The organism is Rhizobium sp. WSM4643 (genome assembly GCF_025152745.1).
GTDB classification, from domain to species: Bacteria; Pseudomonadota; Alphaproteobacteria; order Rhizobiales; family Rhizobiaceae; genus Rhizobium; species Rhizobium leguminosarum_I.
Genome location: NZ_CP104040.1, coordinates 2,507,904 through 2,527,147 on the forward strand (window position 1 = coordinate 2,507,904; position 19,244 = coordinate 2,527,147).

At 61.2% G+C, this 19,244-nt stretch carries 18 protein-coding genes; 12 read left to right on the top strand and 6 right to left on the bottom strand.

Annotation, left to right across the window (positions count from 1 at the left end):
* The 4 genes from N1937_RS12645 to N1937_RS12660 all read right to left on the bottom strand — a co-directional run bounded on the left by N1937_RS12645 (position 1) and on the right by N1937_RS12660 (position 1,981).
* On the bottom strand, positions 1-378 hold the full coding sequence (locus tag N1937_RS12645; RefSeq protein WP_162117354.1) for a hypothetical protein: 378 nt from the start codon (positions 376-378) through the stop codon (positions 1-3).
* Between the two features lie 222 nt (positions 379-600).
* Complete coding sequence (locus tag N1937_RS12650; RefSeq protein ID WP_026154197.1) at positions 601-990, bottom strand: hypothetical protein; 390 nt, start codon at positions 988-990, stop codon at positions 601-603.
* A gap of 137 nt (positions 991-1,127) precedes the next feature.
* Positions 1,128-1,448, bottom strand: coding sequence for a DUF982 domain-containing protein (locus tag N1937_RS12655; protein WP_170255185.1), 321 nt, complete (start codon positions 1,446-1,448; stop codon positions 1,128-1,130).
* A 191-nt stretch (positions 1,449-1,639) separates the two neighbouring features.
* Entirely contained in the window at positions 1,640-1,981 is a 342-nt protein-coding gene (locus N1937_RS12660; RefSeq protein WP_170255184.1) for a hypothetical protein, read from the bottom strand.
* Between the two features lie 243 nt (positions 1,982-2,224).
* On the opposite strand from N1937_RS12660, the gene N1937_RS12665 reads away from it, so the two are divergent.
* The 5 genes from N1937_RS12665 (at position 2,225) to N1937_RS12685 (ending at position 11,828) form a co-directional block, all read left to right on the top strand.
* A complete protein-coding gene (locus N1937_RS12665) occupies positions 2,225-4,015 on the top strand; it encodes a glycoside hydrolase family 15 protein (RefSeq protein ID WP_260056285.1) in 1,791 nt (596 codons plus the stop codon).
* Between the two features lie 306 nt (positions 4,016-4,321).
* Positions 4,322-7,375, top strand: a complete 3,054-nt coding sequence (gene uvrB / locus N1937_RS12670) for an excinuclease ABC subunit UvrB (protein ID WP_260056286.1) — start codon at positions 4,322-4,324, stop codon at positions 7,373-7,375.
* Positions 7,376-7,579: 204 nt separating this feature from the next.
* On the top strand, positions 7,580-7,966 hold the full coding sequence (locus N1937_RS12675) for a GNAT family N-acetyltransferase (RefSeq protein ID WP_260056287.1): 387 nt from the start codon (positions 7,580-7,582) through the stop codon (positions 7,964-7,966).
* 365 nt (positions 7,967-8,331) lie between these two features.
* Positions 8,332-11,127, top strand: a complete 2,796-nt coding sequence (locus N1937_RS12680) for a metal-binding protein (protein WP_260056288.1) — start codon at positions 8,332-8,334, stop codon at positions 11,125-11,127.
* 233 nt (positions 11,128-11,360) lie between these two features.
* Positions 11,361-11,828 carry a DUF3828 domain-containing protein gene (locus N1937_RS12685; protein ID WP_170280835.1) on the top strand — a complete coding sequence of 156 codons (468 nt, stop codon included), beginning with the start codon at positions 11,361-11,363 and terminating at the stop codon, positions 11,826-11,828.
* 249 nt (positions 11,829-12,077) lie between these two features.
* Here N1937_RS12685 and N1937_RS12690 read toward each other — a convergent pair whose 3' ends face one another.
* Complete coding sequence (locus tag N1937_RS12690) at positions 12,078-13,025, bottom strand: IS110 family transposase (protein ID WP_260056289.1); 948 nt, start codon at positions 13,023-13,025, stop codon at positions 12,078-12,080.
* 664 nt (positions 13,026-13,689) lie between these two features.
* Between N1937_RS12690 and N1937_RS12695 the strand changes: the two genes are divergently transcribed.
* Positions 13,690-13,902 (top strand): cold-shock protein, encoded by a 213-nt coding sequence (locus tag N1937_RS12695; RefSeq protein WP_003540801.1) that lies wholly within the window; start codon positions 13,690-13,692, stop codon positions 13,900-13,902.
* Between the two features lie 184 nt (positions 13,903-14,086).
* On the top strand, positions 14,087-15,088 hold the full coding sequence (gene dusA / locus N1937_RS12700) for a tRNA dihydrouridine(20/20a) synthase DusA (protein ID WP_260056290.1): 1,002 nt from the start codon (positions 14,087-14,089) through the stop codon (positions 15,086-15,088).
* Positions 15,089-15,125: 37 nt separating this feature from the next.
* Here dusA and N1937_RS12705 read toward each other — a convergent pair whose 3' ends face one another.
* The gene (locus tag N1937_RS12705) at positions 15,126-16,082 is read right to left on the bottom strand and encodes a S1C family serine protease (RefSeq protein WP_260056291.1); all 957 of its coding nucleotides are present in this window, start codon (positions 16,080-16,082) and stop codon (positions 15,126-15,128) included.
* Between the two features lie 497 nt (positions 16,083-16,579).
* On the opposite strand from N1937_RS12705, the gene N1937_RS12710 reads away from it, so the two are divergent.
* From N1937_RS12710 to N1937_RS12730, 5 genes are all read left to right on the top strand, one after another.
* Positions 16,580-17,416, top strand: a complete 837-nt coding sequence (locus tag N1937_RS12710; RefSeq protein ID WP_162117359.1) for an alpha/beta fold hydrolase — start codon at positions 16,580-16,582, stop codon at positions 17,414-17,416.
* Between the two features lie 103 nt (positions 17,417-17,519).
* Positions 17,520-17,735: a hypothetical protein gene (locus N1937_RS12715; RefSeq protein WP_162117360.1), complete on the top strand. Its 216-nt coding sequence runs from the start codon at positions 17,520-17,522 to the stop codon at positions 17,733-17,735.
* 46 nt (positions 17,736-17,781) lie between these two features.
* Positions 17,782-18,018 (top strand): hypothetical protein, encoded by a 237-nt coding sequence (locus N1937_RS12720; protein ID WP_260058948.1) that lies wholly within the window; start codon positions 17,782-17,784, stop codon positions 18,016-18,018.
* A gap of 196 nt (positions 18,019-18,214) precedes the next feature.
* Positions 18,215-18,424, top strand: a complete 210-nt coding sequence (locus N1937_RS12725) for a hypothetical protein (protein ID WP_017964784.1) — start codon at positions 18,215-18,217, stop codon at positions 18,422-18,424.
* Between the two features lie 307 nt (positions 18,425-18,731).
* Entirely contained in the window at positions 18,732-19,226 is a 495-nt protein-coding gene (locus N1937_RS12730) for a BA14K family protein (RefSeq protein ID WP_162117362.1), read from the top strand.
* Positions 19,227-19,244 lie beyond the last annotated feature (18 nt).

Consider the following 19,244-nt stretch of genomic DNA (forward strand, 5'->3'; position numbering starts at 1 on the left):
TCAGTACTTCATATTCCGCAATTCGGGAAAATCATAGTAACGCAGCCGTTCGTCGTGGCAGCGATGGTCGTTCTTTTTCAGGTACAATATCATGTCGTCTTGCAAGCCCAGGCCGATATAGGACCAGTTCGGGTTGGCACGTTCCGTCGTGCGCGTGCAATAAGCATAAATCTGCTTTTCCGGATTAAGCAGAACCACGCTTGAAATCTCAGCCTTTACGAAGTTCCCCGGTTTGATGGTTCCACGCAAAGCGTCGACGTATTCGCGTCGAACCGCGTTGGAAGGCGGCCGCTGGGAATCGACAACGGACTGCGGCGCCGGAGTCTGGCAGCCAGACAGTGCCAGCGGGACAGCGCAAACAAGGATTTTGATTTTCATTCAGTTGGATCTCCCTCTATCAAAGTTGTTGGACCGGCTTTCCCGGAGGCTATGGCTGAAAGCAGCAATGTCGCAGCCTGTAGTTCGACGCTCCGCCCTGCGGGCTGCGCACCTCAGCATCAGAATGGTCGCAGGATGCCGCGCCTCAACGACACCAAATGCCTGTCGCGCACCGCCAACAAAGCCTTGAGCGGCGGCGCGGTCGGAGCCCTCGCCCCTGCGTCAGGTCTTCATGCCGGTCAGTTCAGGAAACGGGTAATAGCGCAGCCGCTTGTCGCGGCAGCGATCGTCATTCACCGTTGCGCCTAATATTTTGCCATCTGTGAAGGAGACGCCGAGGTAGGCCCAGTCTCCCCAGCCGCGCTTGGGCACCAAACGCACGCAGTAAGCATAGATCTTTTTCTCAGGTTCAAGCACCACCACGCTGGAAATGCGGGCCCATACGACTTCTCCTGCTTCGTGCCGATAACTTCTCTTGAACACTATATTGATGAAGTTCTGCCGGACGTCATTCGAGGGAGGACGCTGGGAATCCGCAATGGATTGCGACACCGGGGCGTTGCAGCCGGCCAGTATCAGCAGAGCGGCACAAGCAAGGACTTTCATTCTCATTCAGTTGAATCCCCAAAGAATCGGAACGCGGCGACGCTCCGTATTTCCTACAAACACAGCGGGAATAATATTTGCAATACATGAAAGGAAACATTGTTGGCGCTGCGGGACGCGCAGATCTAGCAGCGTCACTCCACCTATACCGCAGGGTTCAAGGCGGAGGCTTCTGCGCCGTCTTCATCATCATTGATCGTAACGCCGGCTTCCAACGCGGCCAGGATGAAGGCCTGCCGCACCGTCTCGGCCGGCATGCGCCCGGCAAGCCAGGCGCGGCAGAAATCGATCGCCCTCTGCTGATGGACGCCGCCATTGACCGGCCAGTCCGAGACGAGTGCATAAAGCGCATCCTGCGGTGAGCGGAGAACCAGGCGTTCGCCGGTATCGAGGTCGATCGAGATCGTTTTTTTCCAGAATGCGGAATGGTCGCTAATGGCAGTTGCACCTGAAGCTGAAGTCACAGGAAACTAACTGCGGAAGACCGATTTCGGTTCCGATACGAGGGTGCGGACGATCGCCGCGCGGCATTTCACGAAGGCCGTCGAGCTTTCGGGCGAAGAAACAACGGGTGGCGAATGGATATTGAAAGCGGGATCGCCCCGGCCAATGCCCACTTTGGCCGGGGCGATTTTGATGGTTGCCGCCCCGGCCGTCAGCCGGGCAGCTTGCAGCCCTTGCTCATTCCAGCGGATTGCATGGCCGAAACCTTACCTTTGGACGCGGCAATTTCGCCTTCCTTGTCTCCCCCGGCGACGCTGCCGATGGGGACGCCGACGAGGAAGACACCAAAAGCATCACCGTTCGCTGCGCTGATCTGCTGCTTGGACAGGTCGTCGAGCTTGGCCTTCTCTTTCTTCTGTTCCACTGCGAGCGCCTCGCAACTGAGGTTCGTATAGGCCGCCATCGGAATATCGACCTGGACGATGGCGTCAGGACGTTTGGCGCAGCCGGCCACTGCCGCGGCGGCCGCGAATGCAATGATGATCTTGTTCATGAATGGTCCCCAATTCCCGCAGCAGCTGTAACATCGCCGCGCGCAATGCGGGAGCCGGCAGAGCCTTCAACCACAGACTTTTTTTATCGGGACACTCCCGTTCCGGATTGGCATTGCTGACATGCCCCATTGATATCCGGAGTTTACATGATAGCCGCCCGCCGACCGCCCGTTAGTTTCCGCGCTTGACCTCCGCGCACGGCCTCTACCTAAAAGCCAGACTGCTATGCAAAGGAGGCTGCGGTGTCGGTACCCATTGAGGACTACGCGCTCATCGGCGATTGCGAAACCGCCGCACTCGTCTCGAAGAACGGCTCGATCGACTGGCTCTGTTTTCCGCGCTTCGATTCCCCCGCCTGTTTTGCCGCCCTGCTCGGCGGCGAGGATAACGGTTTCTGGTCGCTGTCACCGTCAGGTGAAAAAGTCCGCGTCACGCGCCGCTACCGCAACGATACGCTCATTCTCGAAACCGAGTTTCAGACAGAGACCGGCACCGCCGTTCTCATCGACTTCATGCCGCTTCGCGATAGCACGAGCGATCTGATGCGCATCGTCGAGGGCAAGAGCGGCACTGTCGCCTTCGATATGGAACTCAACCTTCGCTTCGATTACGGTCGAACCGTTCCCTGGGTCACGCACGGGGAGGATGGCGGCATCACGGCCATCGCCGGCCCGGACAGGCTGACCCTGAATTGCGCCGTCCCGCTCGAAGGCCGCGGCCTGAGCACGGTCGGCTCCTTCCAGGTTGCCGCTGGCGAGAGCCAGATCTTCACCCTGACCTGGTCCCCCTCGCATATTCCGCAGCCGGTTCGGCGGCAGGTGGAATATGCGCTTCCGGACACGGAAGAATTCTGGCAATCCTTTGCCGCTGCCTGCCCGAAAGTGGGGCGGTGGACGGAACAGGTCAAACGCTCGCTCATCACGCTCAAGGCACTGACCTACATGCCGACGGGCGGCATCGTCGCCGCGGCGACGACCTCCCTGCCGGAAAAGATCGGCGGGCCGCGCAACTGGGACTACCGCTATTGCTGGCTGCGCGACGCGACGCTGACCCTGCTCGCCCTGATGAAAATCGGCTATTACGAGGAAGCCAGTGCCTGGCGCAACTGGTTGCTGCGCGCGGTCGCCGGCGTCCCGGCGCAGATGCAGATCATGTATGGCGTCGCCGGCGAGCGCAATCTGCTGGAATGGCAGGTTTCCTGGCTGAGTGGCTACGAGGGCTCGACACCTGTACGCATCGGCAATGCCGCTGCCGAACAGATGCAGCTTGATGTCTATGGCGAGGTGGCCGACGCCATGCTGCAGGCCCGCAAGGGCGGGCTTCCGCCGCATCACCGCGAACGCGAACTGGCGGCGGCCATTCTGCCCTTTCTCGAAAAAATCTGGGTGGAACCCGATGAAGGCATCTGGGAGGTGCGCGGCCAGCGCCAGCATTTCACCTATTCGAAGGTCATGGCCTGGGTGGCCTTCGACCGCGCCGTCCAGATTGCCGAGGTGGACGGCGAGCCCGAGGCCGCCGCACGTTGGCGCACGCTCGCAGATCACATCCATACCGAGGTTTGCGAGAAGGCTTTCGATCCCGAACTCGGCTGTTTCGTGCAGGCCTACGGCTCCAAGGCGCTTGATGCCAGCCTGCTTCATCTGGGCATGGTCGGCTTCATCCCGCCTGATGATCCGCGCTATGTCGCGACAGTCGAGGCGATTGAGCGCAAGCTGCTGCGCGATGGCCTGCTGCTGCGCTACGAGACGCAGGAGGTAGACGACGGCCTGCCGCCAGGCGAAGGCGCGTTCCTCGCCTGCAGCTTCTGGCTCGTCGACGCCCTTGGCATGATCGGCCGCCGCGACGATGCGCTGCGCCTGTTCGAGCGGCTGCTTTATATCTGCAACGATGTCGGGCTTCTGGCGGAAGAATATGATCCCGCCGCCCATCGCATGCTCGGCAACTTCCCGCAGGCCTTCAGCCATGTCGGGTTGATCAACAGTGCGTTGAACCTCGCGCCCCTGGAGGGGCCGGCGGACCAGCGTTCAGCTTGATGAGTGTAGAACCGCTGAAGAAAGACCCCTCCCCAACCCCTCCCCACAGGTGGGAGGGGCTAATCCGGCGACACCGCCTTGCCTCTTCCGAAACGTTGAGGAATTGGAAAAGCGGGTGCCGCAAATTAAGCCCCTCCCCCTTGTGGGGAGGGGGTTGGGGCGGGGTCTTTGGTATTGTGGGGCGGGCTCTTTGATATCGCACGTTGAGCCACCACCCCACTATTCAAAAATCCGAACGATTCATTCGTTTCCCTTTTGTACTCTTTCCCTCTTCACTTTCGCTCTGACTCCCTCCATATTCCCGCCATGGCCAGATCTCCGAAGAAATCCCCCGCCCCGAATGGCTTCGAGGAAGCTCCCCAATCGTCTTTTGAGGGAGCCCCGCTCTCAGGCTCGGTTGCCGATTGGGTGAAGCAGCTGGAGGCCGATGCCGAAGCCTCGGGCGTCGAGACCCAGCGCCAGATCGCCTCCAAGGCCGGCAAACATCGCAAGAAGGTCGAAATCGCCGCCAAATCGGCCGAAGGCCGCAAGCCCGAACGGGCGTCCGAGCCGTTGCGAGGCCCTCGCGGAGCGAAGGCGCAAAGCGCCGACAGCGTGAGCGCTTCAAAGAGTGCGCGCGGCACCTCCATGGGCGGCTCGACCGATCCGAAGACGCGCGCGGCCGCCGGCCTCAACCCCGTCTCCGGCATGGATACGACGCTGGAGGAGGCCTCGTCGCTGCAGGCCGGCACCGCCGTCACCGCCACGGTCGAGGCTCTGTCGGCGCTGATCGAGAGCGGCAATCCGCTGCACAAGAACGGCAAGATCTGGACGCCGCACCGCCCTGCCCGCCCCGACAAATCCGAAGGCGGCATCGCCATCCGCATGCAGTCGGACTACGAGCCGGCCGGCGACCAGCCCACAGCCATCCGCGATCTCGTCGAGGGGCTGGAGAATGGCGACCGCAGCCAGGTGCTGCTCGGCGTCACCGGCTCCGGCAAGACCTTCACCATGGCCAAGGTGATCGAGGCGACGCAGCGCCCGGCGGTCATCCTGGCACCGAACAAGACGCTGGCCGCCCAGCTCTATTCCGAATTCAAGAACTTCTTCCCCGACAATGCGGTAGAATATTTCGTTTCCTACTACGATTATTACCAGCCGGAAGCCTATGTGCCGCGCTCCGACACCTATATCGAGAAGGAATCCTCGATCAACGAGCAGATCGACCGCATGCGCCACTCGGCGACGCGCTCTCTGCTCGAACGTGACGATTGCATCATCGTCGCCTCGGTCTCCTGCATCTACGGTATCGGTTCGGTCGAGACCTATACCGCGATGACCTTCCAGATGTCGGTCGGCGACCGGCTCGACCAGCGCCAGCTGCTGGCCGACCTCGTCGCCCAGCAATATAAGCGCCGCGACATGGATTTCACCCGCGGATCCTTCCGGGTGCGCGGCGACACGATCGAGCTCTTCCCCGCCCACTTGGAAGATGCCGCCTGGCGCATCTCGATGTTCGGCGACGAGATCGACGCCATCACCGAATTCGACCCGCTCACCGGCCAGAAGGTCGGCGACCTGAAATCGGTGAAGATCTACGCCAATTCGCACTATGTCACCCCGCGCCCGACGCTGAACGGCGCCATCAAGTCGATCAAGGAGGAGCTCAGGCTTCGCCTCGCCGAGCTGGAAAAAGCCGGCCGCCTGCTGGAGGCCCAACGCCTGGAGCAGCGCACCCGCTACGATATCGAAATGCTCGAAGCCACCGGCTCCTGCCAGGGCATCGAGAACTATTCGCGTTATCTCACCGGCCGCGACCCCGGCGATCCGCCACCGACGCTGTTCGAATATATCCCCGACAACGCCCTCGTCTTCATCGACGAGAGCCATGTCACCGTGCCGCAGATCGGCGGCATGTATCGGGGCGACTTCAGGCGCAAGGCGACCCTGGCCGAATACGGCTTCCGCCTGCCCTCCTGCATGGACAACCGGCCACTGCGCTTCGAGGAATGGGACGCCATGCGCCCCGACACCATCGCCGTCTCGGCCACCCCCGGCGGCTGGGAAATGGAGCAATCGGGCGGCGTCTTCGCCGAACAGGTGATCCGCCCGACCGGCCTGATCGACCCGCCGGTCGAGGTCCGCTCGGCCCGCAGCCAGGTCGACGACGTGCTCGGCGAGATCCGCGAGACATCGGCCAAGGGCTACCGCACGCTCTGCACCGTGCTGACCAAGCGCATGGCCGAGGACCTGACCGAATATCTGCATGAGCAGGGCGTGCGCGTGCGCTACATGCATTCCGACATCGACACGCTGGAGCGGATCGAGATCCTCCGCGATCTGCGCCTCGGCGCCTTCGACGTGCTCGTCGGCATCAACCTCTTGCGCGAAGGCCTGGATATTCCCGAATGCGGCTTCGTCGCCATCCTCGACGCCGACAAGGAAGGCTTCCTGCGCTCCGAGACATCGCTGATCCAGACGATCGGCCGCGCCGCCCGCAACGTCGACGGCAAGGTCATCCTCTATGCCGATCAGGTCACCGGCTCGATGAAGCGAGCGATGGAGGAAACCAGCCGCCGCCGCGAAAAGCAGATGATCTATAACCAGGAACACGGCATCACCCCGGAATCGGTCAAGGCCAGGATTTCCGACATCCTCGACAGCGTCTACGAACGCGACCACGTCCGCGCCGATATCTCGGGCGTCTCGGGCAAGGGCTTCGCCGATGGCGGCAACCTCGTCGGCAACAACCTGCAGACCCACCTCAACGCGCTCGAGAAGAGCATGCGCGACGCCGCCGCCGACCTCGACTTCGAAAAAGCCGCCCGCCTTCGCGACGAAATCAAACGCCTCAAGGCTGCCGAGCTGGCGGTTATGGACGATCCCATGGCTAGAGAAGAGTCAAAGGCGATGGAAGGCGTCAGACGGAACGCCAAAGCGACCCGCGAATCCCTTCTCCCCGCCGGGGAGAAGGTGCCCGGCAGGGCGGATGAGGGGGCCACCCCCTCCTACTTCTCCAGACCCAGCCTCGACGACATGGGCCCAGGCACCGACACCACTACTCCCCTCTTCCGCAAACCCGCTCTGGATGAGATGGGCCGCGACATCGCCGAGCCCACAAAGAAGACCCTCTTCCGCAAAAACGACCTCGACGAAATGACCGTCGGCCGAACGGAAAAGCCGGTCACCGGCGCGCTGCCGGAAAAGCCCGAAGCCGCCAAGAGCACGAAGCGGTTTTCACCGCTGCTGGAGGGCCAGCCGGAACGCAATGACGTGCGACCGGTCGTGCGCGGGAAGACGGGCGTGGGGAGCTATGAGGATCCGGGCGAGCAGAAGCGCAAGAGCCGGACGAAGGGGAAGACTGGGCGGCCGGGACGATAACGACAAACCGACCAACCAGGCGGCCTAGTTTAAGATAGTTTTGTGTGTCGCTGGGTCAGCCGCGCCTTTCGTAATCGGCGCGGTTGACGAATCTCGGATGCTAACACCATGGGTGCGTGTCTAGGCAATCGCTTTGGAGACACCATGGGCGATTTTATGGATCAGCCTTTCTGGCTTGCTGCGTGTCCACGGACGGAATTCCCCATGCCAGAAATTCGCATCGACCCTTTCCCGTCCGCCGCCGAACTGAACGCGCTCTTTTCCGCCGCCTGGGGCAGCCCGCACGACCGCGATTTCACCCCTATCCTCTCCCGCAGCCTCGCTCATATCGGCGCCTATCAGGACGACCGGCTCGTCGGCTTCGTCAACGTCGCCTGGGATGGCGGCATCCATGCCTTCATCCTCGATACATCGGTCCATCCCGACATGCGGCGGCAGGGGGTTGCGACGCGGCTGGTCCGGGAAGCGACGAGGGTTGCGCGAGACCGCGGCGCCGAGTGGCTGCATGTCGATTTCGAGCCGCACCTGACCGGCTTCTACCACGCTTGCGGATTTACTTCGACTGAGGCGGGACTCATCAAGCTCGTGTGAGGCCTGAACAGGTCGAAGCCAACACCAACCTACGATAGTGGCGCGACCGTCGCGCGGCGCAGCATTATCGAAGAACCCGCTGAAAACACAATTTTCGCGAGAGCATCCCATCCGAAAACGAAAGATAATACTATTTACGAAACCAAAGCGTGACTTTGAGTTCTCGAATTAAAATTCGCTTCCCAGTATTTCATCCTTAGTTTTTCATTAATTAGCAATGAAAAGATACAATTTCGCATTGAAAACTTAATCGGGGATTGGCATAGATCCCCGGGGGTTGTCGTCCGCCGAGCAATAAAACAGTTCTTTCGGGGGATGTCTCATATTGCCGAGTACAACGCATCTTTTGGGGAAAGATATATAATATGGCCTTGAATATTCTGGACACGAACGGCGCCACAGTTACCAAGACCGGCGCTGAGTTCGAAGCTTACGATGTTATCCGCGACTCTGAAGCCAGCCCTTCCGCATCTGTCTCCCTCACTGTTTCCGATTCGTCCGTGGCGGATCTGGCCGACGAGCTGGGCTTGGTATCGGCGAACGTGACGGTATCGAGCGGCAGCAGCACGGTCACGACGGGCGCCGGCAACGATAACATCTCAGGCGGCGAAGGCGCGGACACGCTGAGCGGCGGTGGCGGCGACGATACGATCTACGGCAACGCCGGCAACGACAAGCTGATCGGCGGTGACGGCAACGACAGGATCACTGATGGTGGCTTTGGCTTTGTGCTCGGACCTGATGGCAGCCTCCAGCCAGAAATCGTCGACATCGCCGGCGGCGACGGCGACGATTTGATAACCATAGAGAGATTCGCTCCACTGATATCGGGAACGATCGACGGCGGTGCTGGGATCGATACGTTGCGTGCCTCGGCGCTCCGGGGCCTGACGATCGAGAACGTCGAAGTGCTTGAATTGGCGGACTTTCAGGTTAGCGGTTCGAGCGCACAGTTCGAGAGCTTCGACAAGATCGCCAGATCAACCGATCCGGTCTTTAATTTTGATCCCTCACTGATAGTGACGGATAGCGCCCACCTCGATCTTTTCGACGAACTGGGAGATCTCGGGACCCTTGTCCGTGGCTTCTCCGGCATTGACGTCAAAACCGGTGATGGCAATGATGAGTTTGCGGGCAGCGACGTCAACGACATTTTCGACGGCAGCGGCGGCAGCGACCTCATCAATGGCAACGACGGCAATGACAAATTGACCGGCGGCGACGGCAACGACACCATCAATGGCGGCGCCGGCATCGACACGGCTGTTTTCGCCGGCAATTTTGGCGAATATTCCTTCGAGATCGACAATGGCAGCCGTGTCGTGACGAGCGCGCTGGAAGGCACGGATAGGCTGACAGACGTCGAATTCGCGCGCTTTGCCGATGGCGTTTACGACTTCGCGACGGAAACCTTCACGCTCAACAGCACCGAGCCGGGTACTCCGCTGAATATCCTGGACACGAACGGTGCCACGATTACCAAGACCGGCGCTGAGTTCGAAGCGTACGACGTCATCCGCGACTCCGAAATCAATCCTCTCGTCGCGGTCAATCTGGTCGTCTCGGATTCCGGGGCGGTGGACCTTGCCGACGAACTGGGATCTGGCTCCGCAAATGTGACGGGCTCGAGCGGCGACAATGCGATCACCACAGGCGCCGGCAATGACAATATCAATGGCGATGACGGCAATGACACGCTGAACGGCGGGGCCGGAAACGATCAGCTTCATGGCGGGGATGGCCATGACACGCTGAATGGCGGTGACGGCAATGACTGGCTCTGGGGCGACCTCGGAAATGACATCATCAGAGGCGGCGCGGGTAACGATACCATCTCCGATGGTGAGCTTTTTGGCCTTGCCTCTGAAGTGGTTGATATCGATGCGGGCGACGGCAACGATGCCATAACTCTTGAGACATTCGCTCCTATGAATTCCGGAACGATCGATGGCGGCGCCGGGATCGATACGCTGCAGATAAGCTCACTCCAGGGCCTGACGATCAAGAACGTCGAGATTCTTGAAACGGCCGGATGGTCGGTTGCCGGATCGAGCGCGCAGCTCGAAAGCTTCGACAAGATCGTCTGGTCGACCGATCCGTTCGGCGATTTTCGCGCCTCGGTGGCACTGACGGACAGTGCCCACCTCGATCTCTCTGACGAGCTGGGAGATCTCGGATCTTTCATCGACGGCTATGTCTCCGGCATTGACGTCAAGACCGGCAGCGGCGACGACGAGTTCACAGGCACCGACGGCAACGACATTTTCGACGGCAACGGTGGCAACGACATCCTCAATGGCAATGCCGGCAATGACAAATTGACCGGTGGCGCCGGTGACGACACCATCAATGGCGGCGACGGCATCGATACGGCAATCTTCTCCGGCAATTTCGTCAATTATTCCTTCGCACTGAATAATGGCGATCATATCCTGACGAGCGCCGCGGAAGGGACGGATACGCTGACAGACGTCGAATTGGCGCGCTTTGCCGACGGCGTCTACGATTTCGCCACGGAAACTTTTACGCCGAAGGGTAATGCCGCGCCGACCAATATCCAGCTTTCGAAGACCGCCCTCTCCGAGGATACGCCGATCTGGACCACGGTTGGCCTGCTCAGCGCCAAGGACGCCGATGGCGACGCCCTCACCTATACGCTGCTCGACGGCGCCAACGATCATTTCCGGATAAAGGGCGACCGCATCGTCACCTCGAAGTCGCTGGACTACGAGACGGACAAGTCGCACACGATCAAGGTGGCTGTCTCCGACGGCAAGGTCACGGTCGAAAAGGACATCACGATCAATGTCCTCGACGTCAACGAAGCCCCCGTCAACAAGGCGCCGACCAATCTCGCCTTCTCGCGCGGCTCGGTCTCCGAGAATATCGCGATCGGCAGCTCGGTCGGGCTCCTGTCGGCGGTCGATCCGGAAGGCGGCACGGTGAAATGGCGGCTGACCGATGATGCCGACGGCGTCTTCAAGCTCGTCGGCAACAAGATCCAGACGAAGGCGGCGATCGATTTCGAAAGCACCCATAGCCTGACCTTCACCGCCGAAGCCTACGACGCGGCCGGAAACGTCACCAGCCACGATTTCACGCTCGCCGTGAAGGACGTCTTCGAGCCGTCGTTTGCGCTGTCGCATGAGGCATTGATCTAGCCTCGACGGGATGGCTGCTGGAGGCAAAGATGCGCCACCAACGGCTTTCAACACCAGGTGAGGCTTGCGTCATGCAAGCCCCACCAGGCTGCTGTCGATCGGTCTCCTCGACCGGATGTCGGGCAGCTCCTGATTTCAGGAATTTCGGCGGCCCCTCCGCACCCTCCAAAAATGCCGCTCCACCTCCGCGCCCGATTCCGCTATGATTCACCGCCCATCCGAGGAGAGTTCGCATGCGCCTGCCCACATTCATCCTCGCCCTCGCCGCGCTGACGCTCGCAGCCCTGCCCGCATCAGCGGCGACCTACAAGACGCCGAAGGCACTGCTCAAGGCGCTCTACAGCTACGACACAGATAACAGCGACGCCGAGGCGCCCTCGCCCTATTCGACTTTCTTCTCCGACCACCTGAACCAACTCCTCCAGACCGATCTCGACAACACACCGGAGGGCGATGTCGGCGCGATCGACTTCGACCCCGTCATCGCCGGTCAGGATGGCGCGGCGAGCGACGTCAGGATCGGCCAACCGATCCTGCTGGATGACAAGGCCGAGGTGGAGGTGGAGTTCGAAAACGGCGAAGAGGTGACGCTCTTCTATACCTTGGTGCGCGAACACGGCGGCTGGAAGGTCGATGACATCGCCAACCAGAAAGGTGATAATCCCTGGAGCCTGAGCGGGTTGCTGGGGGATGCGCAGTAGGTGGGCGGCCGTTGGGGGCCTAGCCTACGAAGAGGATGGAGTGGACAATTGCACTGGCTGTAGAATAAAAGTCGCAGGCGCCAAAGAGAGCCCTCATGGTGAGGAGGCCCAGGGGGCCGTCTCGAACCACGAGGGCGGGCGTGGAAGCTCCTCCCACCTGCATTCCACAGAGCCCCCTATGCAGAATCGAAAGCAATGGCGCCGGTGGCCGCCCCATCCTTCGAGGCTTCGCCCTGCGGGCTACGCACCTCAGCAACCGTGTTGTTGGGGCTGGTTCCATGGGGTTCGTCTTTTAAGAATAGTGTTGATCATGATGATGAGCTTTCGCATGGCGGCGACGATGGCGACCTTGGGCGGTTTGCCCGCGTCGCGCAGCCTTTTGTGGAAGGTCTTGATGGCCGGGTTGCAACGGATGGCCGAGAGGGTAGCCATATAGAGGGCGCATCTGACGGTGGCGCGGCCGCCGGCGATGTGGCGTTGTCCACGCCATGTGCCGCTGTCGTGAGCGATAGGGGCGACCCCGACGAGGGCTGCGAGCTTCTTGTCGTCGATGGCGCCGAGTTCGGGCAGTTCGGCGATGAGCACGGCGGCTCCGACCTCGCCAATGCCCGGCACGGTCAACAGCAGATCGCGGCGTTCGGCCATGTCGGGCTCGGCCTCGATGGCAAGCGCGATTGCGGCATCGACGCGGGCGAGTTGGGCCTTGAGGGCGGCGAGGGTCTCGCCAACCAGCGCTGCGACGGCCTCAGGCGCATGCTCGAGGCGGTTCTTCTCGGCGACCGCCATGTCGATGAGTTGGCGACGGCGGGTGACAAGCGCAGCAAGCGCGATGCGGCCGTCGTCGATATGGGGGATCTGTGCCGGCCGCATCGCTCTGGCGAAGTGGAGAGTGACGCGGGCGTCGACCTGATCGGTCTTGGCCAAACGACCGCTGGCCCTGGCGAAGTCGCGCACCTGGCGGGGATTGACGACGGCGACGGGAATACCGGCGGCCATCAGCGTTCTGACGATCGCCATCTCGTAACCGCCGGTCGCCTCGACGACGACAAGCTCTGCGCCGGCCACCGCCGTTGCGAGCGCGGCACAGCCTGGCGCATCGTTGTCGAAGCGGACAACGGCGCGTTTGCCCTCGACGGCCACGTCGAGATGGGCCTTCGAGACATCGATACCGACCATGAAAGATTGCTGGGTATGCATGACTGCTCCTCCTTGCAACGCGGGCTCGAAGCCCAACCAACCGTTCGAGCGAAGACATGGCGACGGAGATGCTTGCTGAGGCACGAGTTCAAAACCCAAGGATGACACGCATCCCCGTCGCACAGCCCCTTTATACAGCAACGGCAACGTACAAGGATGAGGGCGGAGCAAAGACGGCGCGAGGAACACTGGAGAGCAGACTCTGCGATCCTCTTCACCATGAACCTGATCGGTGTGCCCGCCGCCCCGACCGCCCCACGAAATCCCTGCCCGGCTATCGAATCCGCCGCTCATCCCGTTTCGGCACGGAATCCCGCTTTGGCACAGCCGTGCAAGAATCCGGTAACCCATAGTCAAGTATCTGAATCTTCGGCATTTCCCGATATCGATGCGGGCATGCCACAATAATCCCGCTTGCTTTTTGCCCGAAATGCTGGCACGAATTGACTTACTCGGGCATTTGCATGCCGGTGACTGGACTGATGTGGTAATCCCTTCCGTTTGGAAGGCGGCGCGGGACTACCCGCCTACGTAGACGTTCTTTCCCCGTACGTGACTTCTCCGACTGACCCTTCGTCCCAATCGATCGGGGCGAAAGCTAAAGCCGTCCGCTTCCTCTCGGGGGCGCGGATACTACACAGACTAAGGGAAAAGGACGATCCCAATGGCCACCAAGGGCACCGTAAAATTCTTCAACCAGGACAAGGGTTTTGGTTTCATCACGCCGGACGGCGGCGCAAAGGACGTTTTCGTCCATATCTCTGCGCTGCAGGCTTCTGGCATCCAGTCGCTGCGCGAAGGCCAGCAGGTTACTTTCGACACCGAGCCGGATCGCATGGGCAAGGGCCCGAAGGCCGTCAACATCTCGGCTTCGTAAGTCAGACTTCCGCTCACGCGGCATGAACGGCGCTCCGCAAGGGGCGCCGTTTCTGTTTGCGGCGCTGCCATCATTTGTCGATCGCACCGGCAAGTGTTATATGCGCGCTTTATGGATGCCCGCCCCACACGGCGGTGACCGCGCCGCGCTGCGGCACCTGGGAATAAGGAACAATGGAACGTTGATGACGCAGAAGAGGCCGATTATTGCGGTCGCCCCGATGATCGACTGGACGGATCGGCATTGCCGCTATTTCCACCGACAGATCAGCCGCGAGGCGCTGCTCTACACCGAGATGGTGGTGGCGGATGCGATCATCCACGGCCCGCGCGACCGGCTGCTCGGTCATGACGCTGCCGAGCATCCGCTGGCACTGCAGCTCGGCGGATCGGACCCAGCAAAGCTTACCGAGGCGGTGAAGATCGCCGAAGCCTACTTCTATGACGAGATCAACCTCAATGTCGGCTGCCCTTCCGACCGCGTGCAGTCGGGCACCTTCGGCGCCTGCCTGATGCTGACGCCGGAGACGGTGGCCGCATGCGTCGCGGCGATGAAGGCGGTGGCGACCGTGCCGGTGACGGTGAAATGCCGGATCGGCGTCGACGAGCAGGAGCCGGAACAGGCGCTGCCCGAGCTGATCACCCGCGTTCTCGATGCCGGCGCCGATGCGATCTGGATCCATGCGCGCAAGGCCTGGCTGAAGGGCCTGAGCCCCAAGGAAAACCGCGAGATCCCGCCGCTCGACTACGAGATCGTCTATCGGATGAAGCAGCGCTGGCCCGATGTCTTCATCGGTATCAACGGCGGCATCCGCACGCTCGACGAGGCGGCAAGCCACCTCGCCCATGTCGATGGCGTCATGCTCGGCCGCGCCGCCTACCAGAATGCCGCGATCCTAGCAGACATCGACCAGCGCTTCTTCGGCGCGCCTGCAAGCGAACCGGACTGGGACGCGTTGCGTGACCGGATGATGGCCTATGCCGAACGTCACATCGCCAGCGGCGGCCGGCTGCAGCACGTGGCCCGCCACATGGTCGGTCTCTTCACCGGCCTGCCCGGCGCAAGGCGCTACCGTCAGATCCTCTCCACCGATGCGGCGAAAACCGGCGCCGGGCCGGAGGTGCTGGCGGCAGCCTTTGCGGCGGTGGATTTTTCGGGAACGGAACAGGAGGCGGTCAGCGCCTGACGTAGGTGACGTCTCGTCATGGCGCCGAAGTGCGGCGTCAGGACCGCGCCATCGGCAGCAAGATCTTCTTCTCGATCCGGCCCGCCACCGAAAACACCAGGATCTCCGTATCCCTGCCGATCCTGCTGCCATCCATCAATCGGACGATATCATCGACGCCGCCGACAGGACTGCCGTCGATGGCGAGGATATAATCGCCCTCCTGCAGCCCTCCCTTCGCCGCCGGCCCCTCCGGCTCGACGCGGCGGATGCGAACGGAGGTCGTTTGTACCGTGCCCGCCGCAAGGGCCACCCGGCGCGGCAGCACGATCGTATCGCCTGCTATGCCGATGAAGGCACGTCTGACCTGGCCATAGCGGAGAATCTCCGAAACCACGAAATTGGCCGTATTCGACGCCACGGCAAAGGCGATGCTCTGCGCGCCCTGGATGACGGCAGTGTTGACGCCGATGACCTCCCCGCCCGAAGACACCAGCGGCCCGCCCGAGTTGCCGGGATTGAGCGCCGCATCGGTCTGGATCACATCCTCCATCAGCCGGCCGCTGGCCGCCCGCATCGACCGGCCGAGCGCCGAGACGATGCCGGCGGTAACAGTCCACTCGAAGCCGAGCGGATTTCCGATCGCGATCGCGATATGGCCCCTGCGCAGGCGCTGGGAATCTCCGAGCTTCGCCCAGGCGCCGGTGCTTGTATTGGCGCGAATGAGGGCGATGTCGGTATCGACGTCCCGGCCGAGCACGCGGCCCTCGGTAACGAAGCCGTCAGGCGTGGTGATGCGAACGACCTTGGCGTCATCAACGACATGGTTGTTGGTGATGATCAGGCCGTCAGGCGAGACGGCGAAACCCGACCCGTGCCCCTGCCGGCCGCCCACCCTCTCGATCCGGCTGACCGCCGGCCCGACGATGTCGATTGCTGCTGCGATCGATTGCGAATAGGCATCGATCAGCGCCCCGTCGTTCTGAGGCGCGATGTCTTTATCCATGTAACCCATGATTTGATCCTCAGGCGGCAATAACGGCCGTCCCGCCGACGGCAAAGCCGTCGCGGTTGCGACGGTCCGCCATGACGCTGTTGTATGAGGATTAGATGGTTGGGCGATGAACCGCGTTCAAGTGAGCGCCGGCAGCTGCATGCACGGCAGAACGGGAGCCCACCTACCCCGGACAGATATATTGAACTACCCGGACGGATATATTGAACGAATATTAAAAAAATGGCTCATTACAGACGTTGCCCTTAAACCAGAGCAGCCATGCGAAATGGGCGCGTTTCCACCCATCCTCGCGGAAACATACAAACTTCTGTCATATCAATAGAATAGAAAGAGGCATTCTACAAGCACATCAACATATTCGGGTTGATCAGGCGCGACCTTCTTTGCCCCTAGCCTCCGGCCCAACGGCGCTCGTGGCCTTGTCAATTCTGCCGGCAACGGCGCAAACTTCTCACCACATCAATCCAACCAACCCCAACCAATGGAGCCAAAAGATGAGCACGGTTACCACCAAGGACGGCGTCGAGATCTTCTACAAGGATTGGGGGCCGAAGACTGCCCAGCCGATCATGTTCCATCACGGCTGGCCGTTATGCTCCGACGACTGGGATGCCCAGATGCTGTTCTTCCTTGAGAAGGGCTACAGGGTCGTCGCCCATGACCGGCGCGGCCATGGCCGCTCGACCCAGGTGGGTGACGGTCATGATATGGACCATTACGCCGCCGATGCCGCAGCCGTCGTCGAGCATCTCGATCTCAGGAACACCGTCCATGTCGGCCACTCCACCGGCGGCGGCGAAGCGACCCACTATGTCGCCCGCCACGGCCAGCCGCAGGGCCGTGTCGCCAAACTCGTCATCATCGGCGCCGTACCGCCGATCATGGTGAAGACGGAAGCCAATCCCGGTGGCCTGCCGATCGAAGTCTTCGATGGCCTGCGCAAGCAGCTCGCCGACAATCGCGCACAATTCTATCACGACCTGCCGAGCGGTCCGTTCTACAGCTTCAACCGGCCGGGCGCGAAGGTCCTGGAACCGGTCATCAACAATTGGTGGCGCCAAGGCATGATCGGCGGCGCCAAGGCGCATTACGACGGCATCAAGGCCTTTTCGGAAACCGACTTCACCGAAGACCTCAAGAGCATCACAGTGCCGACCTTCGTCATGCACGGCGACGACGACCAGATCGTGCCGATCGCCGACTCCGCCATGCTCTCGTCCAAACTCCTGCAAAATGCCACGCTGAAGGTCTACGAGAAATTCCCGCACGGCATGTGCACCACCCATGCCGACATCATAAATCCCGACATCCTCGCCTTCATCAAAGGCTGATCCGTGATGTTGCCGGGCGCCGACGAGGCGCCCGGTTGCCATGAACGGCTTGCCATCGGCATGACCAAATTAAATCTCCACGCGGCTAAATTGGATGAATTCGATGCTCCGTATCAACCTGCTTGCGGCAATCGCCACCGCCATGATCTCCGCCAACTCCGCCTCCGCCGCCCCCTGCAGCAACGCAGCCGGCCACGCCGTCAAATGCCCGGCCAAATCGGTGCAGCAGAGGTCGATCGACCAAACCAGCAAGCTGCGGCAGGCAAAGGTGCGCACGCACGTGACGGATACGACCGGCAGAGTGAATTATAAATGGTGACTGGCTGTTTGCCGTCCCCACCCGGGCCGCCGGGCCATGTCGTTCGATTGACAGCCAGTACGCATTTTCCCATGAAACCGTTTTCGCCGATTTGCGTTTAGCGGCCATGAAAAGAGAACGTGAACCCTCATCAAAGGCTTATCGGCAGGATCGTTTCGAAAACACCGAACGAGCTGCCAAGGAAACCATCGAGGCGGAGCAGCGGGCCCGCCGGGAAAAAACCAAGCGGCTGAAAGAGCTGCGCCTGTCGCAGCAAGGCGCCAAGAACCCCGCAATCAAGTAGCACGCGCACGCTATCCATCAGGCCGACACACGGATCGGTTTCACATCCATCCCTGAAGCCCTCGCCCGCGTCTTCCCGTGCCTGCCCCGAATGTTTTTGAATTTCGGACCTTCGCCCATCTTGCAGAGCAAAGATCGCGAAATTATCTTTTTTCCCACGATAGCGATTCACGGCATCCGAAAAAGGGCAGATTGCGATGTCAGACAAGCTGTTTAGCACACGTGACGAACCGCTTGCCTCCGAGGACCTCGATGTGTGCAGGCGTGTTCACGAAGCTCTCTGTAGCGGGCTAAAGATCGGCAGATCAAGCAAGGAGGCCGACCGTCTGGGCGCCCTCATCATCGAGCTTTACCGCCAGGGTGTGCACGACGAAAGCCAGCTCCGATTGCTGGCCGGCGGAAGGTGAGCCTGATAGAGCGCGAGCCGGATTCGGATCAATGCTTGAAAATATCCGGCGTATTATTCTGAGGCTTCACGCCAGCGCCCGATCGACCACATCTTGTCAGCGCGGATGGGGACGGCTTCATGCGATCGCTCGGATCGCGCTCTTGAAGCGCTTTAGGACCGGGCGGTTCCTACCGTCCGGCGGCGGTGCGTAGCCCTCTTATGTTAGCGAAGGCGTACATATGCCGCCTCTTTCCATCCCAAAATGAAACCTATTCCCTTCCCCGGCGTTATCCCATCGACAGATCCGTTTACCCAAGGTGAGTGAAATGAACAGAATCGCCATCATTGCCCTGTCGATAGCGACGGCCTTCTCCGGAATGCCGGCCTCGGCAGGCCCGGCGTTCGTGCCAAGCCCGGTGCAATCGGTGCAGCCGGCGCCTCAAAGCAGCGATGCCCGCATCATGACCGTTGGCTGCAATAACTTCACCAACTGCCCGGGTCAGTTCGGCGATAATCGCATTTGGTATCGCAACCGCCACCACTATCGCGACCGGGACTACTACCGCGACCGGGACTACTACCGCGACGACCGCTACGGCTGGGATCGGCGCTACGATCGCCGGTATCGCCATCATGACAACACTGGCGCCATAATAGGCGGCTTGGCGGCCGGCGCGCTCATCGGCGGTATCATCGCTTCGCAGCCGCGCGCACGTGCCTATGGTTCGCATGCGGACTATTGCTACAGCCGCTATCGGTCCTACCGCGCCTATGACAATACCTACCAGCCGAATTACGGCCCGCGCCGCCAGTGCCAGTAATCCGGCCCATCCATCAGA